Annotated in this window: 30 protein-coding genes; 28 read left to right on the top strand and 2 right to left on the bottom strand. The window is 50.3% G+C overall.

Going from position 1 to position 24,815, the window contains the following annotated elements; genetic code table 11:
* Positions 1-8 precede the first annotated feature (8 nt).
* From AC791_RS15495 to AC791_RS15485, 3 genes are read left to right on the top strand one after another with little or no spacing between them, the layout of a single operon-like run.
* Positions 9-701 carry a phage antirepressor KilAC domain-containing protein gene (locus tag AC791_RS15495; protein WP_049841301.1) on the top strand — a complete coding sequence of 231 codons (693 nt, stop codon included), beginning with the start codon at positions 9-11 and terminating at the stop codon, positions 699-701.
* The gene (locus AC791_RS15490; RefSeq protein WP_077264647.1) at positions 698-1,741 is read left to right on the top strand and encodes a DUF968 domain-containing protein; all 1,044 of its coding nucleotides are present in this window, start codon (positions 698-700) and stop codon (positions 1,739-1,741) included. Before AC791_RS15495 ends, AC791_RS15490 begins: the two co-directional genes overlap by 4 nt.
* Positions 1,742-1,757: 16 nt before the next feature.
* The gene (locus tag AC791_RS15485; RefSeq protein WP_049841300.1) at positions 1,758-2,102 is read left to right on the top strand and encodes an antiterminator Q family protein; all 345 of its coding nucleotides are present in this window, start codon (positions 1,758-1,760) and stop codon (positions 2,100-2,102) included.
* A 1-nt stretch (position 2,103) separates the two neighbouring features.
* Here AC791_RS15485 and AC791_RS15480 read toward each other — a convergent pair whose 3' ends face one another.
* Positions 2,104-3,321, bottom strand: coding sequence for a hypothetical protein (locus AC791_RS15480; protein WP_049841299.1), 1,218 nt, complete (start codon positions 3,319-3,321; stop codon positions 2,104-2,106).
* A gap of 4 nt (positions 3,322-3,325) precedes the next feature.
* A complete protein-coding gene (locus AC791_RS15475) occupies positions 3,326-4,456 on the bottom strand; it encodes a nucleoid-associated protein (protein WP_049841298.1) in 1,131 nt (376 codons plus the stop codon).
* Positions 4,457-4,855: 399 nt separating this feature from the next.
* On the opposite strand from AC791_RS15475, the gene AC791_RS19965 reads away from it, so the two are divergent.
* The 25 genes from AC791_RS19965 (at position 4,856) to AC791_RS15355 (ending at position 24,783) form a co-directional block, all read left to right on the top strand.
* A complete protein-coding gene (locus AC791_RS19965; protein ID WP_228136913.1) occupies positions 4,856-5,059 on the top strand; it encodes a phage holin family protein in 204 nt (67 codons plus the stop codon).
* 388 nt (positions 5,060-5,447) lie between these two features.
* The gene (locus AC791_RS15470) at positions 5,448-5,678 is read left to right on the top strand and encodes a class II holin family protein (RefSeq protein ID WP_228136901.1); all 231 of its coding nucleotides are present in this window, start codon (positions 5,448-5,450) and stop codon (positions 5,676-5,678) included.
* A gap of 7 nt (positions 5,679-5,685) precedes the next feature.
* Positions 5,686-6,183, top strand: a complete 498-nt coding sequence (locus AC791_RS15465; protein ID WP_049841654.1) for a lysozyme — start codon at positions 5,686-5,688, stop codon at positions 6,181-6,183.
* Positions 6,173-6,637 carry a lysis protein gene (locus AC791_RS20885; RefSeq protein ID WP_049841296.1) on the top strand — a complete coding sequence of 155 codons (465 nt, stop codon included), beginning with the start codon at positions 6,173-6,175 and terminating at the stop codon, positions 6,635-6,637. Before AC791_RS15465 ends, AC791_RS20885 begins: the two co-directional genes overlap by 11 nt.
* A 668-nt stretch (positions 6,638-7,305) precedes the next feature.
* Positions 7,306-7,737 (top strand): hypothetical protein, encoded by a 432-nt coding sequence (locus AC791_RS15455; RefSeq protein WP_049841295.1) that lies wholly within the window; start codon positions 7,306-7,308, stop codon positions 7,735-7,737.
* A gap of 683 nt (positions 7,738-8,420) precedes the next feature.
* Complete coding sequence (locus AC791_RS15450; protein WP_049841294.1) at positions 8,421-8,966, top strand: terminase small subunit; 546 nt, start codon at positions 8,421-8,423, stop codon at positions 8,964-8,966.
* Entirely contained in the window at positions 8,941-10,863 is a 1,923-nt protein-coding gene (locus AC791_RS15445) for a phage terminase large subunit family protein (protein WP_049841293.1), read from the top strand. Before AC791_RS15450 ends, AC791_RS15445 begins: the two co-directional genes overlap by 26 nt.
* Complete coding sequence (locus AC791_RS15440; protein WP_049841292.1) at positions 10,863-11,069, top strand: phage head-tail joining protein; 207 nt, start codon at positions 10,863-10,865, stop codon at positions 11,067-11,069. Before AC791_RS15445 ends, AC791_RS15440 begins: the two co-directional genes overlap by 1 nt.
* Positions 11,066-12,655 carry a phage portal protein gene (locus tag AC791_RS15435; protein ID WP_049841291.1) on the top strand — a complete coding sequence of 530 codons (1,590 nt, stop codon included), beginning with the start codon at positions 11,066-11,068 and terminating at the stop codon, positions 12,653-12,655. Before AC791_RS15440 ends, AC791_RS15435 begins: the two co-directional genes overlap by 4 nt.
* The gene (locus tag AC791_RS15430; RefSeq protein ID WP_049841290.1) at positions 12,636-13,973 is read left to right on the top strand and encodes a S49 family peptidase; all 1,338 of its coding nucleotides are present in this window, start codon (positions 12,636-12,638) and stop codon (positions 13,971-13,973) included. The genes AC791_RS15435 and AC791_RS15430 overlap by 20 nt, the downstream gene beginning before the upstream one ends.
* 9 nt (positions 13,974-13,982) lie before the next feature.
* Complete coding sequence (locus AC791_RS15425) at positions 13,983-14,315, top strand: head decoration protein (protein WP_049841289.1); 333 nt, start codon at positions 13,983-13,985, stop codon at positions 14,313-14,315.
* Positions 14,316-14,379: 64 nt separating this feature from the next.
* Positions 14,380-15,405 (top strand): major capsid protein, encoded by a 1,026-nt coding sequence (locus AC791_RS15420; RefSeq protein WP_049841288.1) that lies wholly within the window; start codon positions 14,380-14,382, stop codon positions 15,403-15,405.
* Between the two features lie 46 nt (positions 15,406-15,451).
* Positions 15,452-15,847 carry a DNA-packaging protein FI gene (gene gpFI, locus AC791_RS15415; RefSeq protein WP_049841287.1) on the top strand — a complete coding sequence of 132 codons (396 nt, stop codon included), beginning with the start codon at positions 15,452-15,454 and terminating at the stop codon, positions 15,845-15,847.
* An 11-nt stretch (positions 15,848-15,858) separates the two neighbouring features.
* Positions 15,859-16,221, top strand: coding sequence for a head-tail joining protein (locus tag AC791_RS15410; RefSeq protein WP_049841286.1), 363 nt, complete (start codon positions 15,859-15,861; stop codon positions 16,219-16,221).
* 5 nt (positions 16,222-16,226) lie between these two features.
* Entirely contained in the window at positions 16,227-16,802 is a 576-nt protein-coding gene (locus tag AC791_RS15405) for a phage tail protein (protein ID WP_049841653.1), read from the top strand.
* Positions 16,799-17,197 carry a phage minor tail U family protein gene (locus AC791_RS15400; RefSeq protein ID WP_049841285.1) on the top strand — a complete coding sequence of 133 codons (399 nt, stop codon included), beginning with the start codon at positions 16,799-16,801 and terminating at the stop codon, positions 17,195-17,197. Before AC791_RS15405 ends, AC791_RS15400 begins: the two co-directional genes overlap by 4 nt.
* A 7-nt stretch (positions 17,198-17,204) precedes the next feature.
* Positions 17,205-17,948: a phage tail protein gene (locus AC791_RS15395; RefSeq protein WP_049841284.1), complete on the top strand. Its 744-nt coding sequence runs from the start codon at positions 17,205-17,207 to the stop codon at positions 17,946-17,948.
* A 10-nt stretch (positions 17,949-17,958) separates the two neighbouring features.
* Positions 17,959-18,381 carry a phage tail assembly chaperone G gene (gene gpG, locus AC791_RS15390; protein WP_049841283.1) on the top strand — a complete coding sequence of 141 codons (423 nt, stop codon included), beginning with the start codon at positions 17,959-17,961 and terminating at the stop codon, positions 18,379-18,381.
* 62 nt (positions 18,382-18,443) lie between these two features.
* Positions 18,444-18,716 carry a phage tail assembly protein T gene (locus tag AC791_RS15385; protein WP_049841282.1) on the top strand — a complete coding sequence of 91 codons (273 nt, stop codon included), beginning with the start codon at positions 18,444-18,446 and terminating at the stop codon, positions 18,714-18,716.
* Positions 18,700-21,930: a phage tail tape measure protein gene (locus tag AC791_RS15380; RefSeq protein ID WP_049841281.1), complete on the top strand. Its 3,231-nt coding sequence runs from the start codon at positions 18,700-18,702 to the stop codon at positions 21,928-21,930. Before AC791_RS15385 ends, AC791_RS15380 begins: the two co-directional genes overlap by 17 nt.
* A 3-nt stretch (positions 21,931-21,933) precedes the next feature.
* Positions 21,934-22,281 carry a phage tail protein gene (locus AC791_RS15375; RefSeq protein ID WP_049841280.1) on the top strand — a complete coding sequence of 116 codons (348 nt, stop codon included), beginning with the start codon at positions 21,934-21,936 and terminating at the stop codon, positions 22,279-22,281.
* The gene (locus tag AC791_RS15370; RefSeq protein ID WP_049841279.1) at positions 22,278-23,033 is read left to right on the top strand and encodes a phage minor tail protein L; all 756 of its coding nucleotides are present in this window, start codon (positions 22,278-22,280) and stop codon (positions 23,031-23,033) included. The genes AC791_RS15375 and AC791_RS15370 overlap by 4 nt, the downstream gene beginning before the upstream one ends.
* Before the next feature lies 1 nt (position 23,034).
* The gene (locus tag AC791_RS15365; protein WP_049841278.1) at positions 23,035-23,748 is read left to right on the top strand and encodes a C40 family peptidase; all 714 of its coding nucleotides are present in this window, start codon (positions 23,035-23,037) and stop codon (positions 23,746-23,748) included.
* A gap of 27 nt (positions 23,749-23,775) precedes the next feature.
* Positions 23,776-24,126 carry a hypothetical protein gene (locus tag AC791_RS20220; RefSeq protein WP_049841277.1) on the top strand — a complete coding sequence of 117 codons (351 nt, stop codon included), beginning with the start codon at positions 23,776-23,778 and terminating at the stop codon, positions 24,124-24,126.
* Between the two features lie 42 nt (positions 24,127-24,168).
* Positions 24,169-24,783 (top strand): tail assembly protein, encoded by a 615-nt coding sequence (locus AC791_RS15355; RefSeq protein WP_049841652.1) that lies wholly within the window; start codon positions 24,169-24,171, stop codon positions 24,781-24,783.
* Positions 24,784-24,815 lie beyond the last annotated feature (32 nt).

Raw genomic sequence — 24,815 nt, 5'->3', positions numbered from 1 at the left:
AGAAACGCATGAACGAACTAATCAATGCTAACACCGGGCTAACGATGTCCAGCCGTGTCATTGCGGAGCTGGTGGATTCACGACACAGCGACGTATGCACGACTATCGAACGCCTAATGCAAAAAAGAGTCATTGGGGGGTATGCGGCAATGCCGTACACCCACCCCCAGAACCAGCAGCAGTACCATCACTATGAAGTCAGCAAACGCGACAGCTATGTGATAGTTGCGCAGCTCTGCCCGGAGTTTACCGCCCGGCTGGTGGACCGGTGGCAGATACTGGAGCAGGGCCAGCAAATTGCCGTGCCGCAGTCTTTGCCGGAGGCGCTCCGTCTTGCTGCCGATCTGGCAGAACAGAAACAGAAGCTAACGGCTGAACTGGCCGCCGCGGCGCCGAAGATTGATTTTGTGGATCGCTACTGTACCGCCAGCGGATCAATGTCATTCCGGCAGGTAGCGAAACTGCTTAAGGCTAAAGAAACAGACTTCCGTCTGTTCCTAATTGATAACAACATCATGTACCGGCTGAGTGGCGCGCTCACACCTCACCACCAGCACATTGACGCCGGGCGGTTCGAAGTAAAGACCGGAACCTCTGTTACCTCAAACCATGCATTCAGCCAGGCCCGATTCACTGCGAAGGGTGTTAAGTGGATCGGCGGTATGTGGGCTGAAAATCTGGCGAAGAGGAGCGCAGCGTGAAGGCATTACTAAAACCCGATATTGCGCGCCATCTGGGTATCGTGCTGCTCAGGCCCGGCAGTGATCTGATGACAATTTTCAGTTCAGGCCGGGTGCTTGTAGAGCCGCAGCCGGAAAATATGGCACATCTGCCTACCGGGCGCGTTGCTGATGTCCGGCAGCCGCTGGCAGAAGATGACAGCCTGTATTTATTTTTCTGTGATGAGCGGGTGATCCGTGCCGCAGGTGGTACAGGGGCGCTGGAATACTGGCTTGAACGGAACGGTGGTGGAAAATGCCAGTGGCCGCACTCGGACTATCATCACCGCGAACTGGTTACACGGCAACATGCTCCCGGTGCGTTGCTGTTGTGCTGGCACTGCGATAACCAGCTGCGCGAGCAGACTACAAATAAAATGACGGCGCTGGCCCGGCAGAACGTCGTCAGATGGATCGTGGACGTGGCGCGCGTGTCATCCGGCTACGACGCCACCCGGGAGCTGTCATTGTCTGAATTGTGCTGGTGGGCCGTTTATGCTGGTGTTGCCGACGCTATCCCGGAGAATATGGCGCGCCGTGCGCTGGGGCTACCTCCTGAACTGCATCAGTCTGTTTATCGTGGTCACGATCTTGGGCCATCTGTCGATGGAAAAGAAGTGCTGGGTAAACACCTTAAGAAATACAGGCCAGTAAAAAGACAGTCTGCAGAGCCACCAGCAGCTAAACCCGTCGTAAATATCCAGGTTGATCCAGAGTCGCCGGAAAGCCTCATGCTTCGCCCGAAGCGTCGCCGCTGGATGAATGAAAAATATACCCGGTGGGCTAAAGCACAGGTATGCGTGTGCTGTGGCAGGACAGCCGATGATCCGCATCATCTTATTGGTTACGGGCAGGGTGGTATGGGAACCAAAGCGCATGACCTCTTCGTGATCCCGCTGTGCAGATCGCATCACGACGAGCTACACGCGGATACATCTGCCTTTGAAGCAAAATATGGCAGCCAGCCAGAGCTGGTGCTGAAGACAATAGACCGCGCGCTGGCTTTCGGCGTGCTGGCTTAAATTAGTGGAGGCAATAATGCGTGATATGTATGAAGTATTGGACCAGTGGGGCGCATGGGCTGCTGCTGATAGCAGCGGTGTTGACTGGCAACCAGTTGCGGCTGGATTTAAAGGCTTACTACCACATGGCAAGAAATCACGGCAACAGTGTTGTGATGACGATGGAATTATGATTGACGGGTGTGTAGCGAGGTTGCGGAAGTTTAAGCCTGAAGAGTATGAGATGGTCATTGCTCACTTTGTTATTGGTATCTCATTGCGAACTATTGCAAAAAAACGAAAGTGTTCAGATGGTACAATTAGAAAAGATTTACAAGCAGCAATGGGGTTTATCGAAGGCATTATTGCAATAACTTTCTAATTTACTTATATAGCATAATCAGGATGCCAATAATTGTTGGCATCCAACATAAAAAACAAAAGGTGCGAAGAGTTCTAATTGAAAATTCTTCATTTCTCTTTAGATTTTTAATTGCTTCATTAATTTCTTCCTGAAGCTCTGATGGATATTTTTTAAGTTTTTTTGTAAAAGGTGTAAAAATTACTTCTTTCGAATGTATTATTCTATTCAGCTGTTTATGCTGGCTTGATATGATAAGATGTACTACTAACGAAGTAAAAATAACACTACATAATATTAGTGATTGTTCTAATAATCCATCTACTTTCCAAATGCCTATAGCTGCAAGCAAAGACAATGGCGTTGTCAGAAGCTTAGTAGTGAGTTCGCTTATAGTTTTAGATGTTTTTTCAGCGAATTCAAGTTCTGCTGCCGCTACTTCTTTCCTTGCTTTATGAAAATTAAAACCGCTAAGATATACTGACAAATTATTATCGTATGCTAACCGAAAGTCAGTCCAGTGCTCAATAAGCATTTTAAAATCATAACCATTATCATTTGTGAATTCTACTAATGTGTTACGAAATATTCCTCTTTTTTCGACATGGTGGTTTACATCCTCAACCGAAAAATCGTGTTGTAATTGTTCTACTAATGTATATTCAACATCACTGTAACGAAGCATTTCTGTCGTAATTACAGGTTGTAAAATTGCTGACGTTGTTCTTCCTTCTGTACCCTGAATAAATACAAGTCGCGGTTCACCATCGCTAGCTTTCCTGTCATGATAGTGAGCTAATTTCGACAATGCTTTTATTAGCCTGCACAGACTTTCAAGTTGAATAATATTTATTGGCTTGATTTGATCATCAGAGTAGTAGTCCAAATCAACGAGGTAGTAATCCTTAGGTTTTTCACCATTTCGTACGGATGGGAAGTTAATTAAGTCAGAAATAGAGCTGTGAAAGCGATTAATACTATCTCTTGGTAATTTAATTGTGACGCTGGCTTCATTCCAAATTGCAGGAGGGGGAGATTCTTGTAATAATTTATTATCAAATTTAACTTCATCTTTTTCAATGTATTTCTTTAAAGTTGATGAAGTGATTATTTCATTTATTAATTGTGCTGAGTCATTCGTGAAACCTATTTGTAGAGTCAGGTAGAGCCCGCTGATAGGAGGCCTACCAGCTATGCGGTATAATTTTACTAATGTTTTTAAAGAAGAATCAGCACTCATTCTCTCAATCCTCACTTTCTTTTTCTTTTAAAACTCGTTCGATCTGTTGTATGGCTTCTTTTGGTAATTTCGTAAAAGTTAATGTCTCACTATCAGCATTATAGCATATATCAGCATCTCCGTTGGTACCAAGAAGTGCTTTTTCAAAATTAAAAGAAAATCCATCGCCTTTAAATTTCACATTTAATATTTGGTTTAAGCCAGTCCGGTTAACATTGAATTCAACAGGTATACGCACTTCCTCACTATTCAAGTGAGAAATTAGTTGAGCTGATAATTCCTCTCTTTTTTCATCATGTAAATAAGTCATGTGTCTGTATGCCATTACAGCTATATCAGATAATTTAGCTGGTTGATTTGAGTTACATTGATTTGCTAAATAAGTTATGACTTCACTTTTAAAATGTCGAGAATGTTCTTGTAAAGAAGGATTATTATCAAAAAAGCTTTTAACCAGACTAGGTAGATTTTTAGTGGCCTTGTTAGAGGTTATTCCTTTATCGCAACCTAAAGCCATGATAAAATATCCAGATGCAGTTTGTTGCGTAGTTGTACTGATAAAGCTTAGATAGCTAAGATCATTTTTATCAAGATCTGGTGAGTTTTGATACATAATAAATTTATCAAAGTTTATACGTGCAGCTTGGTTGATTTTTGTTAAGTCAAGTTGTTCCAGTATCTCTGGCTCAAGACTTGAGCTCAATCTTATGCCATCTTTTTGCTTGATCATACTCACTAAAAGAAAACGAACCCCATCTCGAACGTAATCTGCAAAAACTATAACACCACCAGAGGCCCATAATTGCTTCTCGGCTTCAACTGCTAATTTTTTCATTATTTCAACAGTTAGATCGATAAATTGCTGTATAGAAGGGGATCTTAGGCTGACATAGCCTTCGATAGCATCGGGAACAGGGCCTCGCTCTGTCAACTCTTCTTTAAACACTCCGTAGTAAGCGGAGTTGCCTTTTTTTCCATATAAGTTATTGATTTCGTTTACCAATCTCAAAACAATATCATTTTTTTTATCAAGAGTTGAATCTCTAAACTTAATTTTTTTAACCGGATTCATCGGTTTCTTTGCTTCTTTTAAAAGCTCATGAACAATAATGCTATTCAATGTGAAGTCTGTCACTTTTTAACCCTTACCATTTTTATAGGCTTGAAGAAAAGCTAACGCGTACGCAAAAAATATCATAATCTGTTAAGGGTGGTTACAAAGTTGCATGACTTATTTAGCAAAAATGCACATAAGTTGAGATAACTCACGTTCGACCTCACCAAACATCAATTTTATCCTTCTAATCCCTTTGATAAGCATTCAGCATTGAGGGAGTAATACCCTTTGTAATGCCAGATTAAATCTATGAAATGATAAGGCCTACTCCATAAGCCGACATCACCAGTGATAATACTTGCTCGCCGCAACCTGCTTCTCTGAGCAGGCCTTTTTTACCCATTTTTCCATACAGCGTTTCCGGCGGAGGTGGAGATGAAATGCATGCCAGAAAAAGACCCCGGCTACTGAGCGAGCCTGGTATCTTGGCTTTACAGCCACAAAACAGAATGGAGATATGCAGGCGTCGCGGGCATGCTCTCTCTGCTGTGTAGTGCCTATGCCCAGTCCTCATGGAATAAACGTATTCTTGGTGCCGTGTCGTGCAGCGTACTGGCTTTTTTCGCTGCGCCCACACTTCAGGTGGTTGATGGGGTAAGGAAAACGATTAAAAGGCTATGATTAAAACAGTTGGGCCCTGATGACTGGGTTTGCGTTTCGCCAAAATTTGGAGTATCCGCATTCATTCCTAACCTAAATTAGCCATGTATGCTAAAGTTTTTTGTCCTTATTAAATGGTTATCGAAGATGCATAAACTTGATTTTCGTACATGGAGAGTGTTTTAAGGTTGTTCCTTTACCTAATAGCGATGAATATATGCTTGTGAAGCCGGGCGAGAGATTTCGCATGGTTTTAAACATAGAGGCATTGCGCTGTGCTGTGCGCAAACACTACAGATTAATAGAACGAAAATAAAAAACTAATCCGATCAGGCTGCCAACAGGCGGCCTTTTTTATTTCCCTACGAACAGTACTCCGACACAATCGGAGATAAGAGACATGTCCCATATGAGCAAACTCGTAACCGGTGTCGCGCTCGGCACTTCCGGCGGCACCATCCTGAACGGTGTTCTGACAAAACTGAGCCCTGATGAATGGAGTGCTGTCGGCGTGCTGGCTGGTATCGCGGGCATTCTTATCACCGGGCTTATTAACTGGTACTTCAAACGAAAGGTCGCCAACGCCCAGGTAAGGGCGCTGGAGAAATACGGCCCTACAGTAAAAGTTGGAGATAACTGATATGCCGATGACCAGCAGTCTGCGTAATAAACTCATCGCTGCTGCGGGCGGCGGCGCGATGCTCATCGCCACTATTTTTCTTGGCGGTCATGACGGTGTGGAAGGGCGAAAGTATGTAGCCTACAAAGATGTGGCGGGTGTCTGGAGTGTGTGCGACGGTCACACAGGACGGGATATCGTCCGGAACAAAACTTACACCGACCGGGAATGTGATGCCCTACTGTGGAAAGACCTGCAACCGGCAAAGCGCACCGTTGACCAACTGGTAAAGGTGCCGGTGGGCGAATATCAGCGCGCCGCGCTCTACAGCTTCGTTTTTAACGTCGGCTCCGATGCGTTTTCCAAATCCACTCTTCTGCGGAAACTCAATAAGGGTGACCATGCAGGTGCCTGCGAAGAGATGCGCCGCTGGGTTTATGCTGGTGGCATGAAGTGGAAGGGCCTCCAGAACCGGCGCGAGATGGAGCGTTCCATGTGCCTGGCGGAAGGTAAAAATGACCTTTAAAGCGAAAGTCATCGTTGTGCTGGTTATCGCTGGCCTGCTGGCGGCGCTCGGCTGGGCGGCCAATCATTACCGCGATAATGCCATTGCCTACAAAGAGCAGCGCGATAAGGCAAAGGGCGACTTGCTGCTGGCTAACGATGCCATCAGCGATATGAAGGTGCGCCAGCGCGACGTCGCCGCACTCGATGCGAAATACTACGGAGAACTGGCAGATGCCAAAGCGAATATTGACCAGCTTGAGCGTGATGTTGCTGCTGGCCGTAAGCGGCTGCAACTCAACGCCACCTGTCGAACGAACGGAGCGACCGGCACCACCAGCATGGATGATGGCACCGGCCCCCGACTTACTGACGCCGCTGAACGGGATTATTTCACCCTCAGAGAGCGAATCGAAACCATTACCAGTCAGTTAGCGGGTCTGCAGGAATATGTAATGGAGCAATGTCTCAGGTAAAAGCAGCGCAGGGGGGGGGACAAAAAATTTCCCTTCCAAAGTGAAATCCAGAAACTTCAGAAGGGAGACCAATAGGTCATCGTTACAAAGTACAAGCGCAGCATATAGTAATACTCACAAATAGATACTGTTATTAAAAAAAAGACATCAACTGTATCTTTACTTTTATCGATAAGTGACTTTTACAGGTGATTTCAACCAGTTTATAGATACAGTTGGGCACACCTCAAAGACGAATCGGGAATGGATCAGTCAAGAGTTAAGTTCTTCACATGTCCTATCCCTGAGCCGCCGTGAGAAAGCCATATACAGGTGAAAACCGTAACTTACCTCTGGTATACGCATAGCTCAGTAGAAGAGGATGTCGGAAAAGCAGTCTGTAAGCATGATGGGCGTGAGGTATGAACGGGGATAAATGATTTGATTTAATTAATCTGTATTTCATTCTGTAAAATATGAAATTAAAATTTGGTTAGAAATAGTTATTTAAATGTTACGTGCTTTATGTGTCATGCCTGTAATATTTGGGTGCTAATTGTTTTCTTCAAATAGTATACGGTTCTTAAACGAGCTAAAAGTATCTTATGGTAACTATTTTCAGCTTATTATGTATTTGCTAGGATTTGTTTAGGCAATAATTTAATCATGTCATCACAGAGGGTTTAATTATGGATTGTGTGAACATAACCTTATACGGTACAGATGGCACAACTGTTACCTCAAGCAGAAACTGTTTTACTGAAGCCCAGGTCGAATCTTTTTTTAGTACCGCGAATGACAATGGCTTATTAAAGAACGTCAAAGCAGTCTGGACCATTTTCAACGGTGGTGTTAAAGGACCTTCTGGTAACTTTCCTGATTGCAATCCACCATGGCAGGGTCTTGCCAATCTCATGAAGCAGGTCCTGCAGGTAAATGGGTTTGTTTATCAACCTGATAGTCCTGATAACGATGGCCCGGGGGATGGCGGAGGATTATTTGGGGACACTGACGTGGATGGCAACCCTATCAAGGGCGAAGACGGTGGTGAAGGCGGCGGCGGTGAAGATGGTGGCGAGGGTGGAGATGATGATATTCCAATTCTTGTCCCGGATGAATAATTAGCGCTACTATGTTCAGCTTTATATTGAACTGAGAAATTGATTTGCGAAAAATCTTTTTGTATTTTCGATTTTAAATCATTAATAACTATAACTCAGTAGTTTTTTGGGTGCTCCAACTTCCCCACCTCTGCCACCTGCATTCGCTGGTGGCTTTTTTTATTGGAGCATATATTTTCATTATTTCCCGGCTTGCGCTTCATCTACCCGAGTCGGTATTGTCATTACAACGCATAATAGCGCTGATGCTCTTAGCTGGGCACTGGACTACCATCTGAAGCATTTATCTGCCAATGCGCTGATAGTGGAGATCGATAATGGATCGCCATCGGCAAAGTGGTGTTAAATGTGATCAAAGAGCAGAGAAAGTCAGGTGGATTGCTGTATCGGCAATAATGAGTGTTTGGGCGTTTAAATGACCATGCTCTAATAGTGACTCTTAAATGATAATCATTATTATCTATTGGGTCCTTTCCGGCATCTCGAGTAATTACGGGGCGGCGACCGCGCAGGTTTCCGCTATTTATGAAAATTTCTGAGTTTTAGTCACTTCCGTTCTTCTTCCCCATAACCCGTTGTTTATCCTTGTAAACACTATCAAAAAGAAAGGAAACCAGAATGGCTGTCCTGGACAGAAAACGCCGTGATCGTTTCCGTTCTCCGCTTTTGCTCAAGGAGTGCGCATGGAAGTTAATAAAAAGCAGCTCTCCGACATATTCGGCGTCAGCGTGCGAACAGTTCAGAACTGGCAGGATCAGGGCATGCCGGTTTCGCGGGGTGGCGGGAAGGGTAATGAAGTTCTTTATGAGTCAGCCGACGCGATCAGATGGTATTCCGAGCGGGACGCAGCCATTGAAAATGAGAAGCTACGAAAAGAGGTGGAAGAACTGCGCATCGCCGGTGAATCCGATCTGCAGCCGGGCACCATTGATTATGAGCGGTACCGTCTGACCCGGGCTCAGGCGGATGCCCAGGAACTTAAAAATGCCAAAGAATCCGCTGAAGTGGTGGAAACCGCTTTCTGCACGTTCGTGCTCTCACGTATGGCCGGTGAAATAGCCAGTATTCTTGACGGGATCCCCCTGTCGGTGCAGCGGCGATTTCCGGAGCTGGAGAATCGTCACATTGACTTTCTGAAGAAGGATGTCATTAAGGCCATGAACAAAGCAGCGGCGCTGGATGAAATCATACCGGGGTTGCTGAGTGAATATCTCGAACAGTCAGATTAACGGGCTTCAGTTCTCGGCACGTGCCGGGCTGCGGTCACTCTTCCGGCCCGAGCCGCAAACAGCGGTAGAGTGGGCAGATGAAAATTATTACCTGCCAAAAGAATCAGCCTACCAGGAGGGACGATGGGAAACACTGCCTTTTCAGCGTGCCATCATGAATGCCATGGGCCACGACTACATTCGTGAAGTCAACGTCGTCAAATCTGCGCGAGTAGGCTATTCAAAAATGTTGCTTGGCGTGTACGCCTATTTCATTGAGCACAAGCAGCGTAACTCCCTGATCTGGCTACCGACCGACGGTGACGCTGAGAACTTTATGAAATCGCATGTCGAGCCGACCATCCGTGATATTCCTCCCCTGCTGGCACTTGCGCCGTGGTATGGCAAAAAGAACCGCAACAATACGCTCAGCATGAAGCGATTTTCTAACGGGCGTGGATTCTGGTGCCTGGGCGGTAAGGCGGCCAAAAACTACCGCGAAAAATCAGTGGACGTCGCCGGGTACGACGAGCTGGCAGCATTTGATGAAGACATTGAGAAAGAAGGCTCGCCTACTTTCCTTGGTGACAAGCGTATTGAAGGCTCGGTGTGGCCTAAGTCCATAAGAGGATCCACACCGAAAATTCGCGGTACCTGCCAGATTGAACGCGCCGCCAGCGAATCTGAACATTTTCTGCGTTTCCACGTTGTGTGTCCGCACTGCGGGGAAGAGCAGTATCTTAAATTTGGCGACAGAGAAACGCCATTTGGTTTTAAATGGCTGCCGGGCGAACCTTCCAGCGTCTATTACCTTTGCGAACATAACGCGTGCGTTATTAAGCAGCAGGAACTGGATTTCACCGAAGCGCGCTATATCTGCGAGCGTACCGGTATCTGGACCCGCGACGGCCTTGCCTGGTATTCCTCGACAGGAGAAGAAATTGATCCGCCTGACAGCGTAACGTTCCATATCTGGACTGCGTACAGTCCGTTCACAACGTGGGTGCAGATCGTCAAGGACTGGATAAAAACTAAAGGCGACACAGGCAAGCGTAAAACGTTCGTCAACACCACGCTTGGCGAAACATGGGAAGCAAGGATCGGCGAGCGTCCTGACGCAGAGCTGATCGAAGAACGCAAGGAGTTGTTTCACGCCCCGGTTCCCGATCGCGCCGTCTATCTTACGGCGGGTATCGACTCCCAGCTCGACCGTTACGAAATGCGTGTGTGGGGCTGGGGACCCGGTGAAGAAAGCTGGCTGGTGGACCGGCAAATTATCATGGGGCGTCACGACGATGCGCAGACGCTGGAAAGGGTTGATGACGCTATCGGTAAAACCTACTACCGGCGAAACGGTGTCGGGATGAGTATTTCCCGCATCTGCTGGGATATCGGCGGCATCGATCCGACCATTGTTTATAACCGATCCAAAAAACACGGCCTTTTTCGTGTGATCCCAATTAAAGGGGCATCTGTTTACGGTAAACCTGTTGCGAATATGCCCCGTAAGCGCAATAAAAACGGCGTTTACCTGACGGAAATAGGTACCGACACGGCCAAAGAACAGATTTATAACCGTCTGACGCTCATACCGGAAGGCGATGCACCCATGCCGGGCGCGGTGCATTTCCCCAATAATCCCGAAATATTCGACCTTGCCGAGGCCCAACAGCTGACTGCTGAAGAACAGGTAGAAAAGTGGGTTGGGGGCGAAAAGAAAATACTCTGGGACAGTAAAAAGCGGCGTAATGAAGCGCTTGACTGCTTTGTTTATGCTCTGGCCGCGCTGCGCATCAGTATTTCACGCTGGCAGCTGAACCTTGAATCGCTGCTGATCAGCCTGCTGGATGAAGACAACCAGCGCGTACCTAAAAAGACCCTGGCGGACTATGCCCGGGCATTATCCGGAGAAGAATAATGGCGACACAGACTGAACTCGACAGCGCGCGCGCTGCGCTGCATGACCTGATGACGGGCAAACGGGTTGCGACAGTGCAGAAAGATGGCCGTCGGGTGGAGTTCACTGCCACCTCCGTCAGCGATCTGAAAAAATATATTGCCGAACTGGAAAGCCAGATTGGTATCACACAACGTCGCCGGGGACCGGCAGGATTTTACGCATGAAATTGCCAGCGCTTTTAGGACCAGACGGCAGAACATCCCTGCGGGAATACGCCGGTTATCATGGCGGGGCCGGAGGTTTTGGCGGCCAGCTGCGCGGATGGAATCCACCCAGTGAAAGCGTGGATGCCGCGCTTTTGCCTAATCTCGCCAGGGGAAACGCACGAGCAGATGATCTTGTCCGTAATAATGGGTATGCAGCAAATGCCATACAGCTTCACCAGGATCATATCGTTGGTTCATTTTTTCGGCTGAGCCACCGACCCAGCTGGCGGTTTCTGGGTATACGCGAAGAAGAATCGCGGGCATTTGCGCGTGAAGTTGAAGCAGCCTGGAAAGAGTTTGCTGAGGACGATCACTGCTATATCGATGTTGAGAGAAAGCGGACATTTACCATGATGATCCGCGAAGGTGTCGCCATGCACGCGTTCAATGGTGAGCTTTTTATGCAGGCAGCCTGGGACAGCGGCGCGTCGCGGCTCTTTCGTACCCAGTTCAGGATGATCAGTCCGAAACGCATCAGCAATCCCGGGAACCGGGGTGATACTCAGGACTGTCGCGCAGGGGTGGCGGTCAGCAGCAACGGAGCAGCGCTGGGGTATCACGTCTGCGAAGACAGTTATCCCGGCTGGGGCGCGCAGAAATGGACTTACGTGCCGCGAGAGCTGGCAGGTGGACGGACCTCTTTTATCCATGTATTCGAGCCACTGGAAGACGGGCAGACACGCGGCGCAAATCAGTTTTACAGTGTGATGGAGCAGATGAAAATGCTCGATACGCTGCAAAATACCCAGTTGCAGAGCGCCATTGTGAAGGCCATGTACGCCGCGACCATTGAAAGCGAGCTCGATACCCAGACCGCCATGGATTTTATTCTCGGCGCTGACAGTAAAGAGCAGAGCAAAATGAGCGGATGGCTGGGGGAAATGGCAACCTACTATTCCGCAGCGCCGGTGCGCCTCGGCGGGGCGAAAGTTCCGCATCTTATGCCCGGCGACTCGCTGAATCTTCAGTCAGCTCAGGATACTGATAACGGATATTCAACCTTTGAGCAGTCCCTTCTGCGGTATATCTCTGCCGGGCTGGGCGTTTCTTACGAACAATTGTCGCGTAATTATTCACAAATGAGCTACTCGACGGCGCGCGCCAGTGCAAATGAATCATGGGCTTTCTTTATGGGACGGCGAAAGTTTATCGCCTCCCGCCAGGCCTGTCAGATGTTCCTGTGCTGGCTGGAAGAGGCCATCATCCGGCGCGTTGTGATGCTGCCCTCCAGAGCGCGTTTTACCTTTCAGGAAGCACGAAGCGCGTGGGGCAACTGCGACTGGATTGGCTCAGGGCGCATGGCTATCGATGGCCTGAAAGAGGTACAGGAGGCGGTCATGCTGATCGAGGCCGGGCTGAGTACCTATGAAAAAGAATGCGCCAAACGCGGCGAGGATTACCAGGAGATCTTTGCCCAGCAGGTGCGTGAAACACTGGAACGTCGGCAGGCCGGGCTTAACCCCCCCGCATGGGCTGCTGCTGCCTTTCAGTCCGGATTAAATAATTCCAGTAAGGAGGACGAAGATGACGCCCGAGCTGCGTAATCTCCCCCATATCGCGGGCCTCGCGTTTAATGAGCCGCTGTTACTCGAACCCGCCTATGCGCGGGTTTTCTTTTGTGCGCTGGCGGGGCAACTGGGCATAACCCGCCTGACAGACACTGTTACAGGTATGACGCTGAGCGGCGAACACATGGCTGAACCCGTTGCGATTTTCGGTGACGGTGATGACAGTGGGATGCGGCAGCCGAAAAGTTACCAGGTGATCAACGGCATTGCGGTGATACCTGTTTCCGGCACGCTGGTCAGCAAAACCCGAGCATTACAACCTTATTCGGGAATGACCGGGTACAACGGCATTATTGCCAGACTTCAGCAGGCTGTCAGCGATCCGGATGTGGAAGGGATCATGCTGGATATGGACACCCCTGGCGGAATGGTGGCGGGCGCTTTTGACTGCTCAGACGTCATCGCCCGGCTCCGCGATATCAAACCTGTCTGGGCACTCGCTAACGATATGAACTGTAGTGCCGGGCAGCTCATCGCCAGTGCAGCGTCCCGCCGGCTTGTTACCCAGACCGCGCGCACTGGTTCGATTGGCGTCATGATGGCTCACAGTAATTATGGTGCCGCGCTGAAAACGCAGGGCGTTGAGGTGACTCTCATCTACAGCGGTGAGCATAAGGTTGATGGCAACCCGTATGAGAAACTCCCCGAAAATATTCGCAACGATTTCCAGTCACGTATTGATTCTGCCCGCCAGATGTTTGCGGGCAAGGTGGCGGAATATACAGGATTGTCCGTTCAGGCGGTGCTTGATACTGAAGCAGCCGTCTTCAACGGCAGAGAAGCCATTGATGCCGGCATTGCTGACGAGCTCGTAAATAACACCGACGCGCTCAGCGTGATGCGCGATGCACTTAATAACCGTAATAAAACCATTACCGGAGGACGTATGAAAGGTTCCACTGCATCCGCAGAAACCACCCAGCAGCCAGCCGCCACATCGCCAGCTGCTGAAAACCAGACCACTGCGAATAACGCTACTGCCAGCGCAGTACCCGCAGATACTGCGAATGTCAGCGTGCAGATCGCTGAAGCAGTGAGTACTGAGAATGCGCGCATTATGGGCATTCTTAATTGTGAAGAAGCAGGCGGACGCGAAGCCCAGGCCCGCGTACTGGCTCAGACACCGGGAATGACGGTCGAGCATGCGCAGCGCATTCTTGCGGCGGCACCACAAAGCGCGCATGCGCGCACTGATACTGCGCTGGATCGTCTGATGGAAGCCGCACCGGCAGCAGTGGGACCAGGTAATGCGGCCAAGACAGCTACCGATGCTCTGATGAACACCCCTGTTTAAGAGGCAATTATGGTAAATACAGAAACTTTTGGATTTTATCAGCCGCTGGGCAACAGCGATCCGGCTCACACTGCCAGCGCGCCCGGAGGGCTTACCGGTTTAACCCTGCCGATGACGCCGCTGATGCTCAACGCTGAGACGGGAAAGCTCATTGTCTGGGACGGTGAAAAAGCGGGTGATGCTGCCGGGATTCTGGCTATCTCAGCTGATCAGAGCAGTAAACAACTGACGTTCTATAAGTCCGGTTCTTTCCGGATTGAGGATGTGCTCTGGCCCGAATCCCTTCAGGACGACACCAAAAAACGTAATGCTTTTGCTGGCACGCCCATCAGCATTGTCTGACAACTCAGTCTCTCTTGTTCATTCATAAGGGCCGCGTTTGCGGCTTTTTTTACGGGAAAAATCTATGTCCATGTATTCCACTGCACAGCTGCTGGCGGTCAATGAGAAGAAATTTAAATTTGATCCACTGTTTCTGCGCATCTTCTTTCGTGAAAGCTATCCATTCACGACTGAGAAAGTCTATCTCTCTCAGATCCCTGGCCTGGTCAATATGGCGGTGTACGTTTCGCCGGTCGTTTCCGGTGAGGTGATCCGCTCGCGCGGCGGCAGTACTTCCGAGTTCACGCCGGGCTATGTTAAGCCGAAACATGAAGTAAACCCACAAATGACGCTGCGCCGTCTTCCGGATGAAGATCCGGCAAATCTTGCAGATCCGGCCTATCGCCGCCGTCGTATTATCCTTCAGAACATGAAGGATGAAGAACTTGCCATTGCTCAGGTTGAAGAGCAGCAGGCGGTGGCAGCAGTGCTGAAAGGCAAATACACCATGAACGGCGAAAAGTTTGAGCCGGTTGAGGTGGATCTGGGGCGTAGCGCCGGAAATAACATCATTCAGTCGGGTACCGCCGCCTGGTCCGGCAAGGATAAAGAAACGTTCGACCCCACTGATGATATTGAAACCTACGCGCTGAATGCCAGCGGCGTGGTGAATATCATCGTCTTTGATCCTAAGGGATGGGCGCTGTTCCGCTCATTCAAAGCGGTTAAAGACAAGCTTGATACCCGCCGTGGCTCCAACTCGGAGCTGGAAACCGCCATCAAAGATCTTGGCAAAGCCGTTTCTTATAAGGGGATGTACGGCGATGTGGCGATCGTCGTTTACTCCGGTCAGTACGTTGAAGACGGCGTTAAAAAGAACTATCTGCCCGATCTGTCTCTGGTGCTCGGTAACACTCAGGCGCGCGGACTGCGTACTTACGGCTGCATTCAGGATGTGGATGCGCAGCGTGAAGGTATTAACGCTTCCGCTCGTTATCCGAAGAACTGGGTACAAACGGGTGACCCAGCCCGTGAATTCACCATGATCCAGTCCGCCCCGCTGATGCTGCTGGCTGACCCGGACGAGTTCGTTTCCGTAAAACTGGCCTGACGGCTGAGCATCCGGCCCTGCGGGGCCGCTTTTTCTGGAGAAAACCATGACAAAAGATGAACTGATTGCGCGTCTTAAGGCGCTGGGGGCTCAGCTGGGCCGCGATGTCAGCCTGGCCGGTTCCAAAGAAGAACTGGCTATGCGCGTGGCTGAACTTGAAGAAGAGCTTGAGGATGACGGCGACGGTGGGAGTGGCGACGTCACTACTGCAACCACTGACGCCTCAGTCTTGCCAGGCCCTGGCACCGCCGCGACGCTGGCAACTTCTGAGCGCTCTCCCGTTGCACTGAAAAAGGTTGTGGCCCGGGCCACGCTCCATATTGACGCAATCGCAGAGGACGACGATATCCCGGTCCCGATCGCGACGCTGGGTACTGTCATCCGTATTTCTTCGCAATATGTCACCGGTCTGGTTAATGCCGGACTGGTGGAAGAGGCGTAACGGGAGAGGCCGTGGCTGAATTCGATAACATTTTTGATGCGGCGATTTCCCGTGCTGACAGCACTATCCGCAATGTTATGGGGGCTGAGGCTCATATCACCTCGGGTTTGCTGGCTGGTCATCTGGTCAGAGGGGTATTCGATGATCCGGAAAATATTGGTTATGCCGGCGACGGCGTACGGATAGAGGGCGCAAGCCCCTCACTGTTCGTTGAAACAGCCAGCATAAGAAGCCTGCGGCGTATGGACACGATAAGGATTTTCAACGAGCCATACTGGGTTGAACGAATAACGCCGGATGACTGCGGTTCCTGCTATGTGTGGCTCGGTCGTGGCTTACCACCGGCCAGTACCCGCCGTCGACAGGAGGCTTAATGGGAATGAAGGGACTGGAGCAGATTATAGCCAACCTGAACAGTCTTGACCGGACTATGGTTCCCCATGCCAGCGTCTGGGCAATCAACAAGGTTGCAGCATCGGCAATAACTCGCGCTGTCCGGATTGTGGCCCGCGAGGCAGTTGCCGGAGATAACAGGGTCAAGGGATTACCGGTCCGGATCATAAGACAGCGCGTCAGGCTCAGCAAAGCGTCTACATCCGGCAAAAAATGCCGGATCCGGGTCAATCGCGGAAATCTGCCCGCTAAAAAACTCGGGCCGGTACAGGTAAGGCTAACAAGGAAGAAAGGGACGCTTTTGAAGAAGGGCAGCGTCCTGAAGGTCGGAAAATACCTTTTCAGGAATGCCTTTCTGCAGCAATTAGCCAATGGCCGCTGGCAGGTAATGCGGCGCGTAAATGGCAAAAGCCGATATCCCATCGACGTTGTGAAGGTTCCCCTGGTCGAACCGCTGACCGCGGCTTTTGAGCAGGAGAAAAAACGCATGCTGGAAGAAGACATGCCGAAGCAACTTACTGCCGCACTGCGGCAGCAACTGAGGCTGTATTTTAAACGATGAAACATACCGAAATACGTTCTGCGGTTATAGACGCACTGGAAATCGCTGTCGGGGATAGCGTCATTTATTTCGATGGCCGTCCTGCCGTTATTGAAGAAGAAGATTTTCCGGCTATCGCGGTTTATTTATCTGATGCGGAGTACACCGGTGAGAATATGGACTGCGACACCTGGCAGGCAACGCTGCACATAGAGATTTTCCTGCCTGCCCAGGTTCCTGATTCGGAGCTGGATATGTGGGTTGAATCGCGGATTTACTCTGCAATATCGGACATTCCGGCGCTGGCCAGGCTTATTACCGTGATGGTTCCACAGGGTTACGAATATCAGCGCGATGATAGCCTGGCACTGTGGAGTTCAGCCGATCTCAAATACTCAATTAATTACGAAATGTGAGGAAAAAATGCCTACACCAAACCCACTGGCTCCTGTAAAAGGTGCCGGAACGACGCTCTGGATGTATACCGGAACGGGCAATCCCTACAGTAACCCGCTGTCAGATACCGACTGGCAGCGGCTGGCAAAAATTAAAGAATTAACGCCGGGTGAAATGACGGCGGAGTCGTACGACGACACTTACCTGGATGATGAAAATGCCGACTGGACGGCAACGGCCCAGGGCGCAAAATCGGCAGGTGATACGTCGCTGACGCTGGCATGGAAGCCGGGCGAAGACGGCCAAAAGTCGCTGGTGGCATGGTTTAGCGATGGTTCCATTCGGGCCTATAAAATTAAATATCCTAACAGTGCCGTTGACGTTTTCAGGGGCTGGTGCAGCAGCCTGGGCAAAGCCATTCCCGTGAAAGAGGTGATCACCCGCACTGCGAAAATCACCAACACCGGCAAGCCTGGACTGGCGGAGGAGAGCGGCAGCTCTGCTATTGTGGTCACTGGCGTTAAACTCGATAAAGCCACGGCCAGCGTAGCTGTCGGTGCCACCAACACCGTAAATGTTTCGTTTCTCCCTGCCAGCGCATCGGATCAGTCATTCCGTGCGGCCACCTCAGACGGCAGCAAAGCCACGGTAACAGTCAGTGGCAAATCACTGATTATCACCGGCGTTGCGGCGGGCTCTGTCGACGTTATTGTGATGAGCAACGACGGCAACTTTGTTGCAACCTGTAAGCTGACCGTTACAGCCTCCTGAGGATAACAGTATGTTTTTGAAGAAAGAACCTTTTGAATTTAACGGACAGACAACCACCCTGTATGAGCTGTCAGCGCTGCAGCGCATTAATTATCTGCAGTATCTGGCCGGTGAAGAAAAGGCACTGGCGACCGCTGGCGACGAGCTGAGCGAGCAGGCAATGACTACTCAGCTGATAGGTATGAGCATTCGCAACAGCGCCCGACTGATTTCGTATTCACTCTGGCACAATGATCCCGCAGGACCATCTGAGGATGAGCTGTTCAGTCAGGTCATGAGTTCGTGGCCCGCCGGGGCCATCGGTCAGGCAGAGGTTGCCGTTAAAACCCTGTCGGGGATGATTACGCCGATCGTTGATGAGCCGCAGCCTGAGGACGATTCCAGCCACGCCGATGCAGAGGATGATGAGGCTGTTACGGTGGAAAAGTCCTAGCCAGCGAGCTTGATTTTGTCCTGAAGCTGGCGCGCGAGTTTGGGCGGCCCGACTGGCGTGCCATGCTGGCTGGCATGACGTCCTCTGAACTGGGGGACTGGCATCTGTTTTATCGGGAGCGTTTTTTTCAGGACGCGCAGCTGGATGCGCATTTTTCATCTCTGCTCTACACCATTTCTACCCTCATGCACCGGGATCCGGATATCACCCCTGCAAATTTCAGCCTGTTGTCACCGTCAGCCGGGATCGCAGCGGATAACGAACAGGATGACGATGCCATGATGCTGGCCGCGGAGGGGATCACAGGAGGCACCCGGTATGGCCCAGCAGATTAGCGATCTGGTTATTAATCTCGATCTTGACAGCGCAACGTTTACTGAGCAGGTCGCCAGAATAAAAAACCAGTTCAGCGGCCTGGCTAACGAAACGGACAAGGTTCAGTCGCGAATGCAGCAGGCAGCCGCCGCTCAGGCTGCTGCATTATCAAGAGCCGCCGCGGGTAATTCTGCGGCAATATCTGAAATGCAGTCCAGCCAGACATCTGCCACAGCTGGACTCAGTACAAATATGCAGGCGGTTAGCCGGTCTGTTGATGATGCCCATCAGCGGATTGCCGCGTTAACTCAGCAGCTACGGGAAAATGAATCCCGCTCATCACAGCTGGCGCACCAGCAGGATGCGCTGGCAGCCTCCTTTTACCGTGAAATAGATAGCGTCAGCAAACTAACAGGTGAAACGTCCTCATTATCATCCATTCAGGAACGGATTCGTCGGGAGCGAGACAAGGGGAACATCACGCAGCAGGACTATCTCGCCCTGTTATCCCAGACAACAGCCCGACAGAAAGATTTGCAGCGGGCTGAGGAAACGGCGGAGAGGACCAGGGCGCGTTTTATTGAACAACTCAAATCTCAGGTCGATGCACAGACGCTATCGCATACTGAGCTGCTGAATATGAAAGCAGCCCAGCTCGGTGTTTCCCAGCAGGCTGCTCCTTTAATCGCAAAGCTTCGTGAGCAGGATGAAGCGTGGAAGAAAGGCGGGATCAGCGCCGGCCAGTACCGGCAGGCATTAAGAATGTTGCCGGCGCAGTTTACAGATATTGCAACGTCCATCGCTGGCGGAATGCCACTATGGATGGTTCTTATCCAGCAGGGGGGCCAAATAAGTGATTCGTTTGGAGGTATAGGTGGTCTCCTCCGTTTCATTAAAGAGGAACTACTTGGCTTCAAAGAGGCCACGGATGACTCTTCAGAATCGCTTTCTGAAAATGCCAACTCCCTGGCTGAAAATGTTGAACATGGTCAAGGCTTGCTACGTTTTTTGACCCCTACCAGAGCAGCAATGGGAGGGCTGGTTGGTGTCGCATCTCTCCTGGCGACAGCATGGTATAAAGGCACGAAAGAGGCTGAGGAGTTCAATAAACAACTCATTCTTACCGGGAGTTACGCCGGCAAAACAGCAGGCCAGCTCGGCCAGCTTTCCAGGCAAATAGCTGACGATGCAGGTGTAACCATCGGCGAGGCATCGGCTACTCTGGCAAAAATTGTCGGCACGGGAAAGTTTGATGGCAGCAAACTAGAGGTTGTAGCCAGGACGGCTGCAGCAATGGAGGATGCTGTTGGGCAATCAGTTGAAACTACGATAGCTAACTTCCGGAAACTTTATGACTCACCAGCCAAAGCTTCTGAGGAGCTGAATAGCCAGCTTCATTATCTCTCATCAGCGCAGTATGAATATATCTCATCTCTTGAGAAGCGAGGATATAAAGAGGCTGCAGGAGAAGCAGCAGCCACGGCTTATGGACAGGCCGAGCAGCAACGCAGTCAACAGGTTCTTGATAATCTCGGTCTGATCGACCGGGTGGTTCGGGGAGTGTCTGATACGTGGAAAGCATACTGGGATGCTGCATTAGGTATTGGTCGTAAGCAAACTTCTGCTGACCAGCTTGAAAGCGTCAGGAAAAGGATTAAGGAAATAACCGATCAATCGCGTCCCGGTATTTTCGGGATGGGTAACATCGGTGACGGCGGTGCTGCAAATAAGGAGTTACTGGCATTACGTCAGCAGGAGAAAGAACTCGAGTTCGTCGTTAAATCTCAGGAAGGGTATTCAGAAGCCCAGGCCAGGGCGAAAAAAGCTGATGAGGATCGGACGGAATCTCTGATCTATCAGAATCAAATCCTCTCGAAAAATATCTCATGGCAGCAGCAGCGATCAGCCGCATTGACTGTCCTCTGGTCAAAGGTTGCCAAAGCACCTGAGCTATGGAGTGAAGAAGAAAGAACGAGGGCAGTTGCTCAGATCAATAAGGACTTTCACCCTTCTAAAAATCCCAAAGCGAAAGGCTACACCGTTCCTGCCGGTGAGCGCCTGGAGGATGCCGGGCAGACCGAACTACTGTCCCTTCAGGCACAGTTAAAAACTCTTCAGGAACACCGCTCTGTTAATGACACCATCAGTCAGCAGCGCAAAGACCTGTATACCACTGAATCTAAGTTTGCTGTCCTCGAGGCAGCCGCACGCACCCGGCAGTTATCGAAGCAGGAACAGTCTCTGCTGGCAAGCAAAGACCAAGTGCTGGAACTGGCACGGCAAAAAGCATTGCTTGGCGATCAGATCACCGCCCAGGAGCAACTGAACAAACGGATGGATACGGCCAGCAAATATGCCACTCAGATGGCAGAGAAGCAGGCTGCGCTTAAATCTGGTGTCGTGATGAGTGACAGGCTGGCGAGCCGGGAGACTGCGCTGTCGCAATTGCGCAGTGGCTGGCTGAATGCTGGCGGTAGTCTGGATGACGTCGGTTTCAGGCAACAACTGACCGCCGCTAATGATTATTACGCAGCGGAGGATAAGCTTCGCAGTGACTGGCAGGCGGGTGCCAAAAAAGGCTGGGCTGAATATCAGGACTCAGCTTTGAATGTGTTTTCCTCCGTTCAGCAGATTTCACAGTCGACGTTTAGTGGACTGGCGAACCAGCTCACCATGCTGACCACCACCGGCAAGGCCAGCTTTAAGGAATTTACAACATCCATACTGAAGATGATCGCGTCGGTCACTAATCAGTTGCTGGTGGCATACACCCTTCAGAGCGCGATGGGCTGGATTTCGGGCAATGCTCAAATGCCTGCTACCGGGCAGTCTCTGGCGGTACCGTCATTTCGCCCACCCGGTTACGACGGTGGCGGCTTTACGGGGCATGGCGGCAAGTATGATCCTGCTGGGATTGTTCACCGCGGCGAGTTCGTTTTCCATAAAAAGGCCACCAGCCGGCTTGGCGTCGGCAATCTTTACCGGCTTATGCGTGGATATGCCACAGGCGGGCTGGTGGGTGGCAGTGGAAGCCCGGCGGGTGCCTCTCCTTTTGGTGTCAACGTCTACGCGCCTGTCAGCGTTACCACACAGCAGGATAACGCACAGCCGAAAGGTAACAACGATCAGCTTGGCCGCGCTTATCAGCAGGTTATTGATAAAGCGGTCCGTGACGGTATTGCCCGTGAAAGTCGCCCCGGCGGGATCCTCTGGGGTGGGTCAAAGCAGAGGTAAATAATGGCGATTGAACATTTCGGCTGGCGCATTCAGGCAGCCAGTCAGCCCACTACCAGCAGTAAGGATGTGGTGAGAAAGGCACAGTTTGGTGACGGCTATGCGCAGGTGTCCGGCTCCGGTATTAACGATGAAACTCTGACATATGATTTCTCGTTTACCGGGAGGCCGGACACCGCGCTTGAGATACATGCATTCCTGCGACGCCACAAAACGAAAGCATTTTCTTTTACACCACCGTTCGGCGAGCTCGCGCTCTGGCGTGTTGAACCCGACAGCCTGAAAAAATCAGCGAGGGGTAAAACGCTTCTCACCATCACCGCAACTTTTACACAGGCATTTGCACCATGAGTTTAAACAGTGATTACCAGAAGCTGGAGCCGGGCAACACTGTCCGGCTTTTTGTTGTTGACGGTACCGCATTTGGCATCAGTGATGCGATGCGTTTTCATTCGCATAATATCGCCCATACACCGGAAGAAATTCAGGCCGCCGGCGGCGATGAGAAAAAGCTGACAGCTAAATCTATCTGGTGGCAGGGGGAAGAGTACAAAGCGTGGCCCTGTCAGATTGAGGACATCGGGGCATCGACTACGGGTGCCGGTGCCCAGCCTAAACTGACGGTCGCTAATCTGGACAGCTCGATCACGGCTTTGTGCCTGGCCTATGACGATCTTCTCCAGGCGAAAGTAATCATCCGGGACACGCTGACCGCATACCTTGACGCGCGAAACTTCCCTGGTGGCAATCCATCAGCGGATCCGACGCAGGAAAAAACGCAGGTCTGGTACATCGATTCGAAGAACAGCGAAACAAATGAAATTGTAGAATTTACGCTGTCCAGCCCGATGGACTTACAGGGGCTGATGATCCCCACGCGGCAGCTACATTCGCTCTGTACCTGGTGTATCCGTAATAAATACCGCTCCGGCGATGGATGTGATTATGCCGGGACCCGCTACTTCGATAAAAATAACAAGCCTGTCGATGATCCGTCTCGCGACGAGTGCAACGGCACGCTGACCGCCTGCAAACTACGGTTCGGCGAAAATAACGAGCTGCCTTTTGGTGGCTTTCCCGGCACGTCGCTAATCAGGAGCTGACATGCGCGAAAAAACTCTTTCAGCGATTATGGCGCATGCGGAGCTGGAATACCCGCGCGAGTGCTGCGGCGTGGTGGCGCAAAAAAGCCGCGTCGAGCGTTACTTTCCGTGCCGCAATCTGGCTACCGAGCCAGAGGAACACTTTCACCTGTCTCCGGAGGATTATGCTCTTGCCGAAGACTGGGGCGCAGTCACTGCTATCGTGCACAGTCATCCCGACGCCACGACGCAGCCGAGCGAACTGGATAAAGCGCAGTGTGACGCCACGCTGTTACCCTGGCATATCGTAAGCTGGCCGGACGGTGATTTACGGACCATTCAGCCGCGGGGTGAACTGCCATTGCTGGAGCGCCCTTTTGTGCTCGGTCATTTAGACTGCTGGGGGCTGGTGATGAGCCACTATCGCCAGACGTATGGTATAGAGCTACGCGATTACCGCGTGGATTACCCGTGGTGGGAGGACCAGTACATTGATAACTTTTATCAGGACTGCTGGTATGAATGTGGTTTTCGTGAGTTCACCGGCAACCCGCAACCGGGGGATCTTATTATCATGCAGGTGCAGTCGGCTAAATGGAATCACGCGGGGATCATGCTGGAAGGCAACATGATGATGCACCATATGTACGGGATGCTGAGTAACCGGGTGCCTTATGGCGGATACTGGCAGGAGCGCACAATGAAGATCCTGAGGCATGTTAATCTGTTATCATGATGTAGACCTCTTGAAAGGAATATATCAATGAAAAAATTACTGGTTTCAATTTCTATAATTACATTGTCTGCCTGCGTTAATATGCAAGAGCTACGAGAAAAGAAGCCTGACTATACAACTTCTTCTACAAAATCAACAGATGTAGTTTCTAATTGCATCTTGAATGAATGGCAAAAAAATGTCTTTCGTTATGGCAATGTGTTTATTCAAGATTATGTTTCTCTCAAAAATGGCAAATCAATTTATTCGGAATCGCAAAGTGAGATTGCCGATGTGTACACTGATAATGGCGTAACACACATTAACTTTTATCACCAGAGAGCATTGTTTGGTTATCGTGTTGACGAAAGAGTTAATGGCATAAAACGATGCTTATAAAATTACATGACCTGCTACGGCAGGTTTTTTTATGAGGACATTATGAAAGAGATAATGATAAGGATTGAACTTTCGGGAATTCTTGGTAAGACATTTGGAAAAACACATTTCCGCTTAATCAGAACGACACATGAGGCTACCCGAGCTTTAGCAGCCACTGTAAAGGGATTTGAACAATTTATGATATCCAGCAAGCGTCGTGGCTTAACGTTTTCTGTCTTTAGTGGAAAGAAAAATATTAGCATTGATGACTTAGGTTTTCCCGTTTCAGATGAGGTTGTACGAATCGTTCCAGTAATAATTGGTAGTAAGAGAGCTGGGATGTTTCAAACTATTTTAGGGGTAGCCCTCGTTACCGTGGCGGCTTTCGTAACTGGTGGAGCAGCAGTTGGTATCGGCGGAACTGCATTTGCTGGAAGTTGGGGAACGGTTGCGGCTATAGGCGCATCAATGGCTATAGGTGGTGTTGTTCAGCTACTTTCCCCGCAACCCTCAGGGCTTGCCAGTAAGCAGGATCCGGATAACCGCGCCTCTTATGCCTTCGGTAGCGTAACCAACACCACTGCCCAGGGTTATCCCGTTCCGTTGGGCTACGGTAAACGGCGCATCGGTGGTGCAGTGCTTTCAGCCGGGATTTACGTCGAAGACCAGCAATAAAATACCTCCACAGTTCAGACCGCCGCCCGGCG

This window comes from Klebsiella sp. RIT-PI-d, assembly GCF_001187865.1.
Taxonomy (GTDB): domain Bacteria; phylum Pseudomonadota; class Gammaproteobacteria; order Enterobacterales; family Enterobacteriaceae; genus Superficieibacter.
Note: the sequence above shows the minus strand (reverse complement) of the source record. Positions and strands in the feature narration are given on the sequence as shown.

Coding starts and splice junctions, on each gene's coding strand:
- AC791_RS20220 (WP_049841277.1), top strand. CDS start 23,776: ATGAAAAAATTACTGGTTTCAATTTCTATAATTACATTGTCTGCCTGC.
- AC791_RS15385 (WP_049841282.1), top strand. CDS start 18,444: ATGCTGGCTGGCATGACGTCCTCTGAACTGGGGGACTGGCATCTGTTT.
- AC791_RS20885 (WP_049841296.1), top strand. CDS start 6,173: ATGACCTTTAAAGCGAAAGTCATCGTTGTGCTGGTTATCGCTGGCCTG.
- AC791_RS15450 (WP_049841294.1), top strand. CDS start 8,421: ATGGAAGTTAATAAAAAGCAGCTCTCCGACATATTCGGCGTCAGCGTG.
- AC791_RS15430 (WP_049841290.1), top strand. CDS start 12,636: ATGACGCCCGAGCTGCGTAATCTCCCCCATATCGCGGGCCTCGCGTTT.
- AC791_RS15425 (WP_049841289.1), top strand. CDS start 13,983: ATGGTAAATACAGAAACTTTTGGATTTTATCAGCCGCTGGGCAACAGC.
- AC791_RS15435 (WP_049841291.1), top strand. CDS start 11,066: ATGAAATTGCCAGCGCTTTTAGGACCAGACGGCAGAACATCCCTGCGG.
- AC791_RS15455 (WP_049841295.1), top strand. CDS start 7,306: ATGGATTGTGTGAACATAACCTTATACGGTACAGATGGCACAACTGTT.
- AC791_RS15355 (WP_049841652.1), top strand. CDS start 24,169: ATGAAAGAGATAATGATAAGGATTGAACTTTCGGGAATTCTTGGTAAG.
- AC791_RS15440 (WP_049841292.1), top strand. CDS start 10,863: ATGGCGACACAGACTGAACTCGACAGCGCGCGCGCTGCGCTGCATGAC.
- AC791_RS15465 (WP_049841654.1), top strand. CDS start 5,686: ATGACCAGCAGTCTGCGTAATAAACTCATCGCTGCTGCGGGCGGCGGC.
- gpFI (WP_049841287.1), top strand. CDS start 15,452: ATGACAAAAGATGAACTGATTGCGCGTCTTAAGGCGCTGGGGGCTCAG.
- AC791_RS15380 (WP_049841281.1), top strand. CDS start 18,700: ATGGCCCAGCAGATTAGCGATCTGGTTATTAATCTCGATCTTGACAGC.
- AC791_RS15480 (WP_049841299.1), bottom strand. CDS start 3,321: ATGAGTGCTGATTCTTCTTTAAAAACATTAGTAAAATTATACCGCATA.
- AC791_RS15395 (WP_049841284.1), top strand. CDS start 17,205: ATGCCTACACCAAACCCACTGGCTCCTGTAAAAGGTGCCGGAACGACG.
- AC791_RS15375 (WP_049841280.1), top strand. CDS start 21,934: ATGGCGATTGAACATTTCGGCTGGCGCATTCAGGCAGCCAGTCAGCCC.
- AC791_RS15365 (WP_049841278.1), top strand. CDS start 23,035: ATGCGCGAAAAAACTCTTTCAGCGATTATGGCGCATGCGGAGCTGGAA.
- AC791_RS15485 (WP_049841300.1), top strand. CDS start 1,758: ATGCGTGATATGTATGAAGTATTGGACCAGTGGGGCGCATGGGCTGCT.
- AC791_RS15405 (WP_049841653.1), top strand. CDS start 16,227: ATGAAGGGACTGGAGCAGATTATAGCCAACCTGAACAGTCTTGACCGG.
- AC791_RS15495 (WP_049841301.1), top strand. CDS start 9: ATGAACGAACTAATCAATGCTAACACCGGGCTAACGATGTCCAGCCGT.
- AC791_RS15470 (WP_228136901.1), top strand. CDS start 5,448: ATGAGCAAACTCGTAACCGGTGTCGCGCTCGGCACTTCCGGCGGCACC.
- AC791_RS15420 (WP_049841288.1), top strand. CDS start 14,380: ATGTCCATGTATTCCACTGCACAGCTGCTGGCGGTCAATGAGAAGAAA.
- AC791_RS15400 (WP_049841285.1), top strand. CDS start 16,799: ATGAAACATACCGAAATACGTTCTGCGGTTATAGACGCACTGGAAATC.
- AC791_RS15370 (WP_049841279.1), top strand. CDS start 22,278: ATGAGTTTAAACAGTGATTACCAGAAGCTGGAGCCGGGCAACACTGTC.
- gpG (WP_049841283.1), top strand. CDS start 17,959: ATGTTTTTGAAGAAAGAACCTTTTGAATTTAACGGACAGACAACCACC.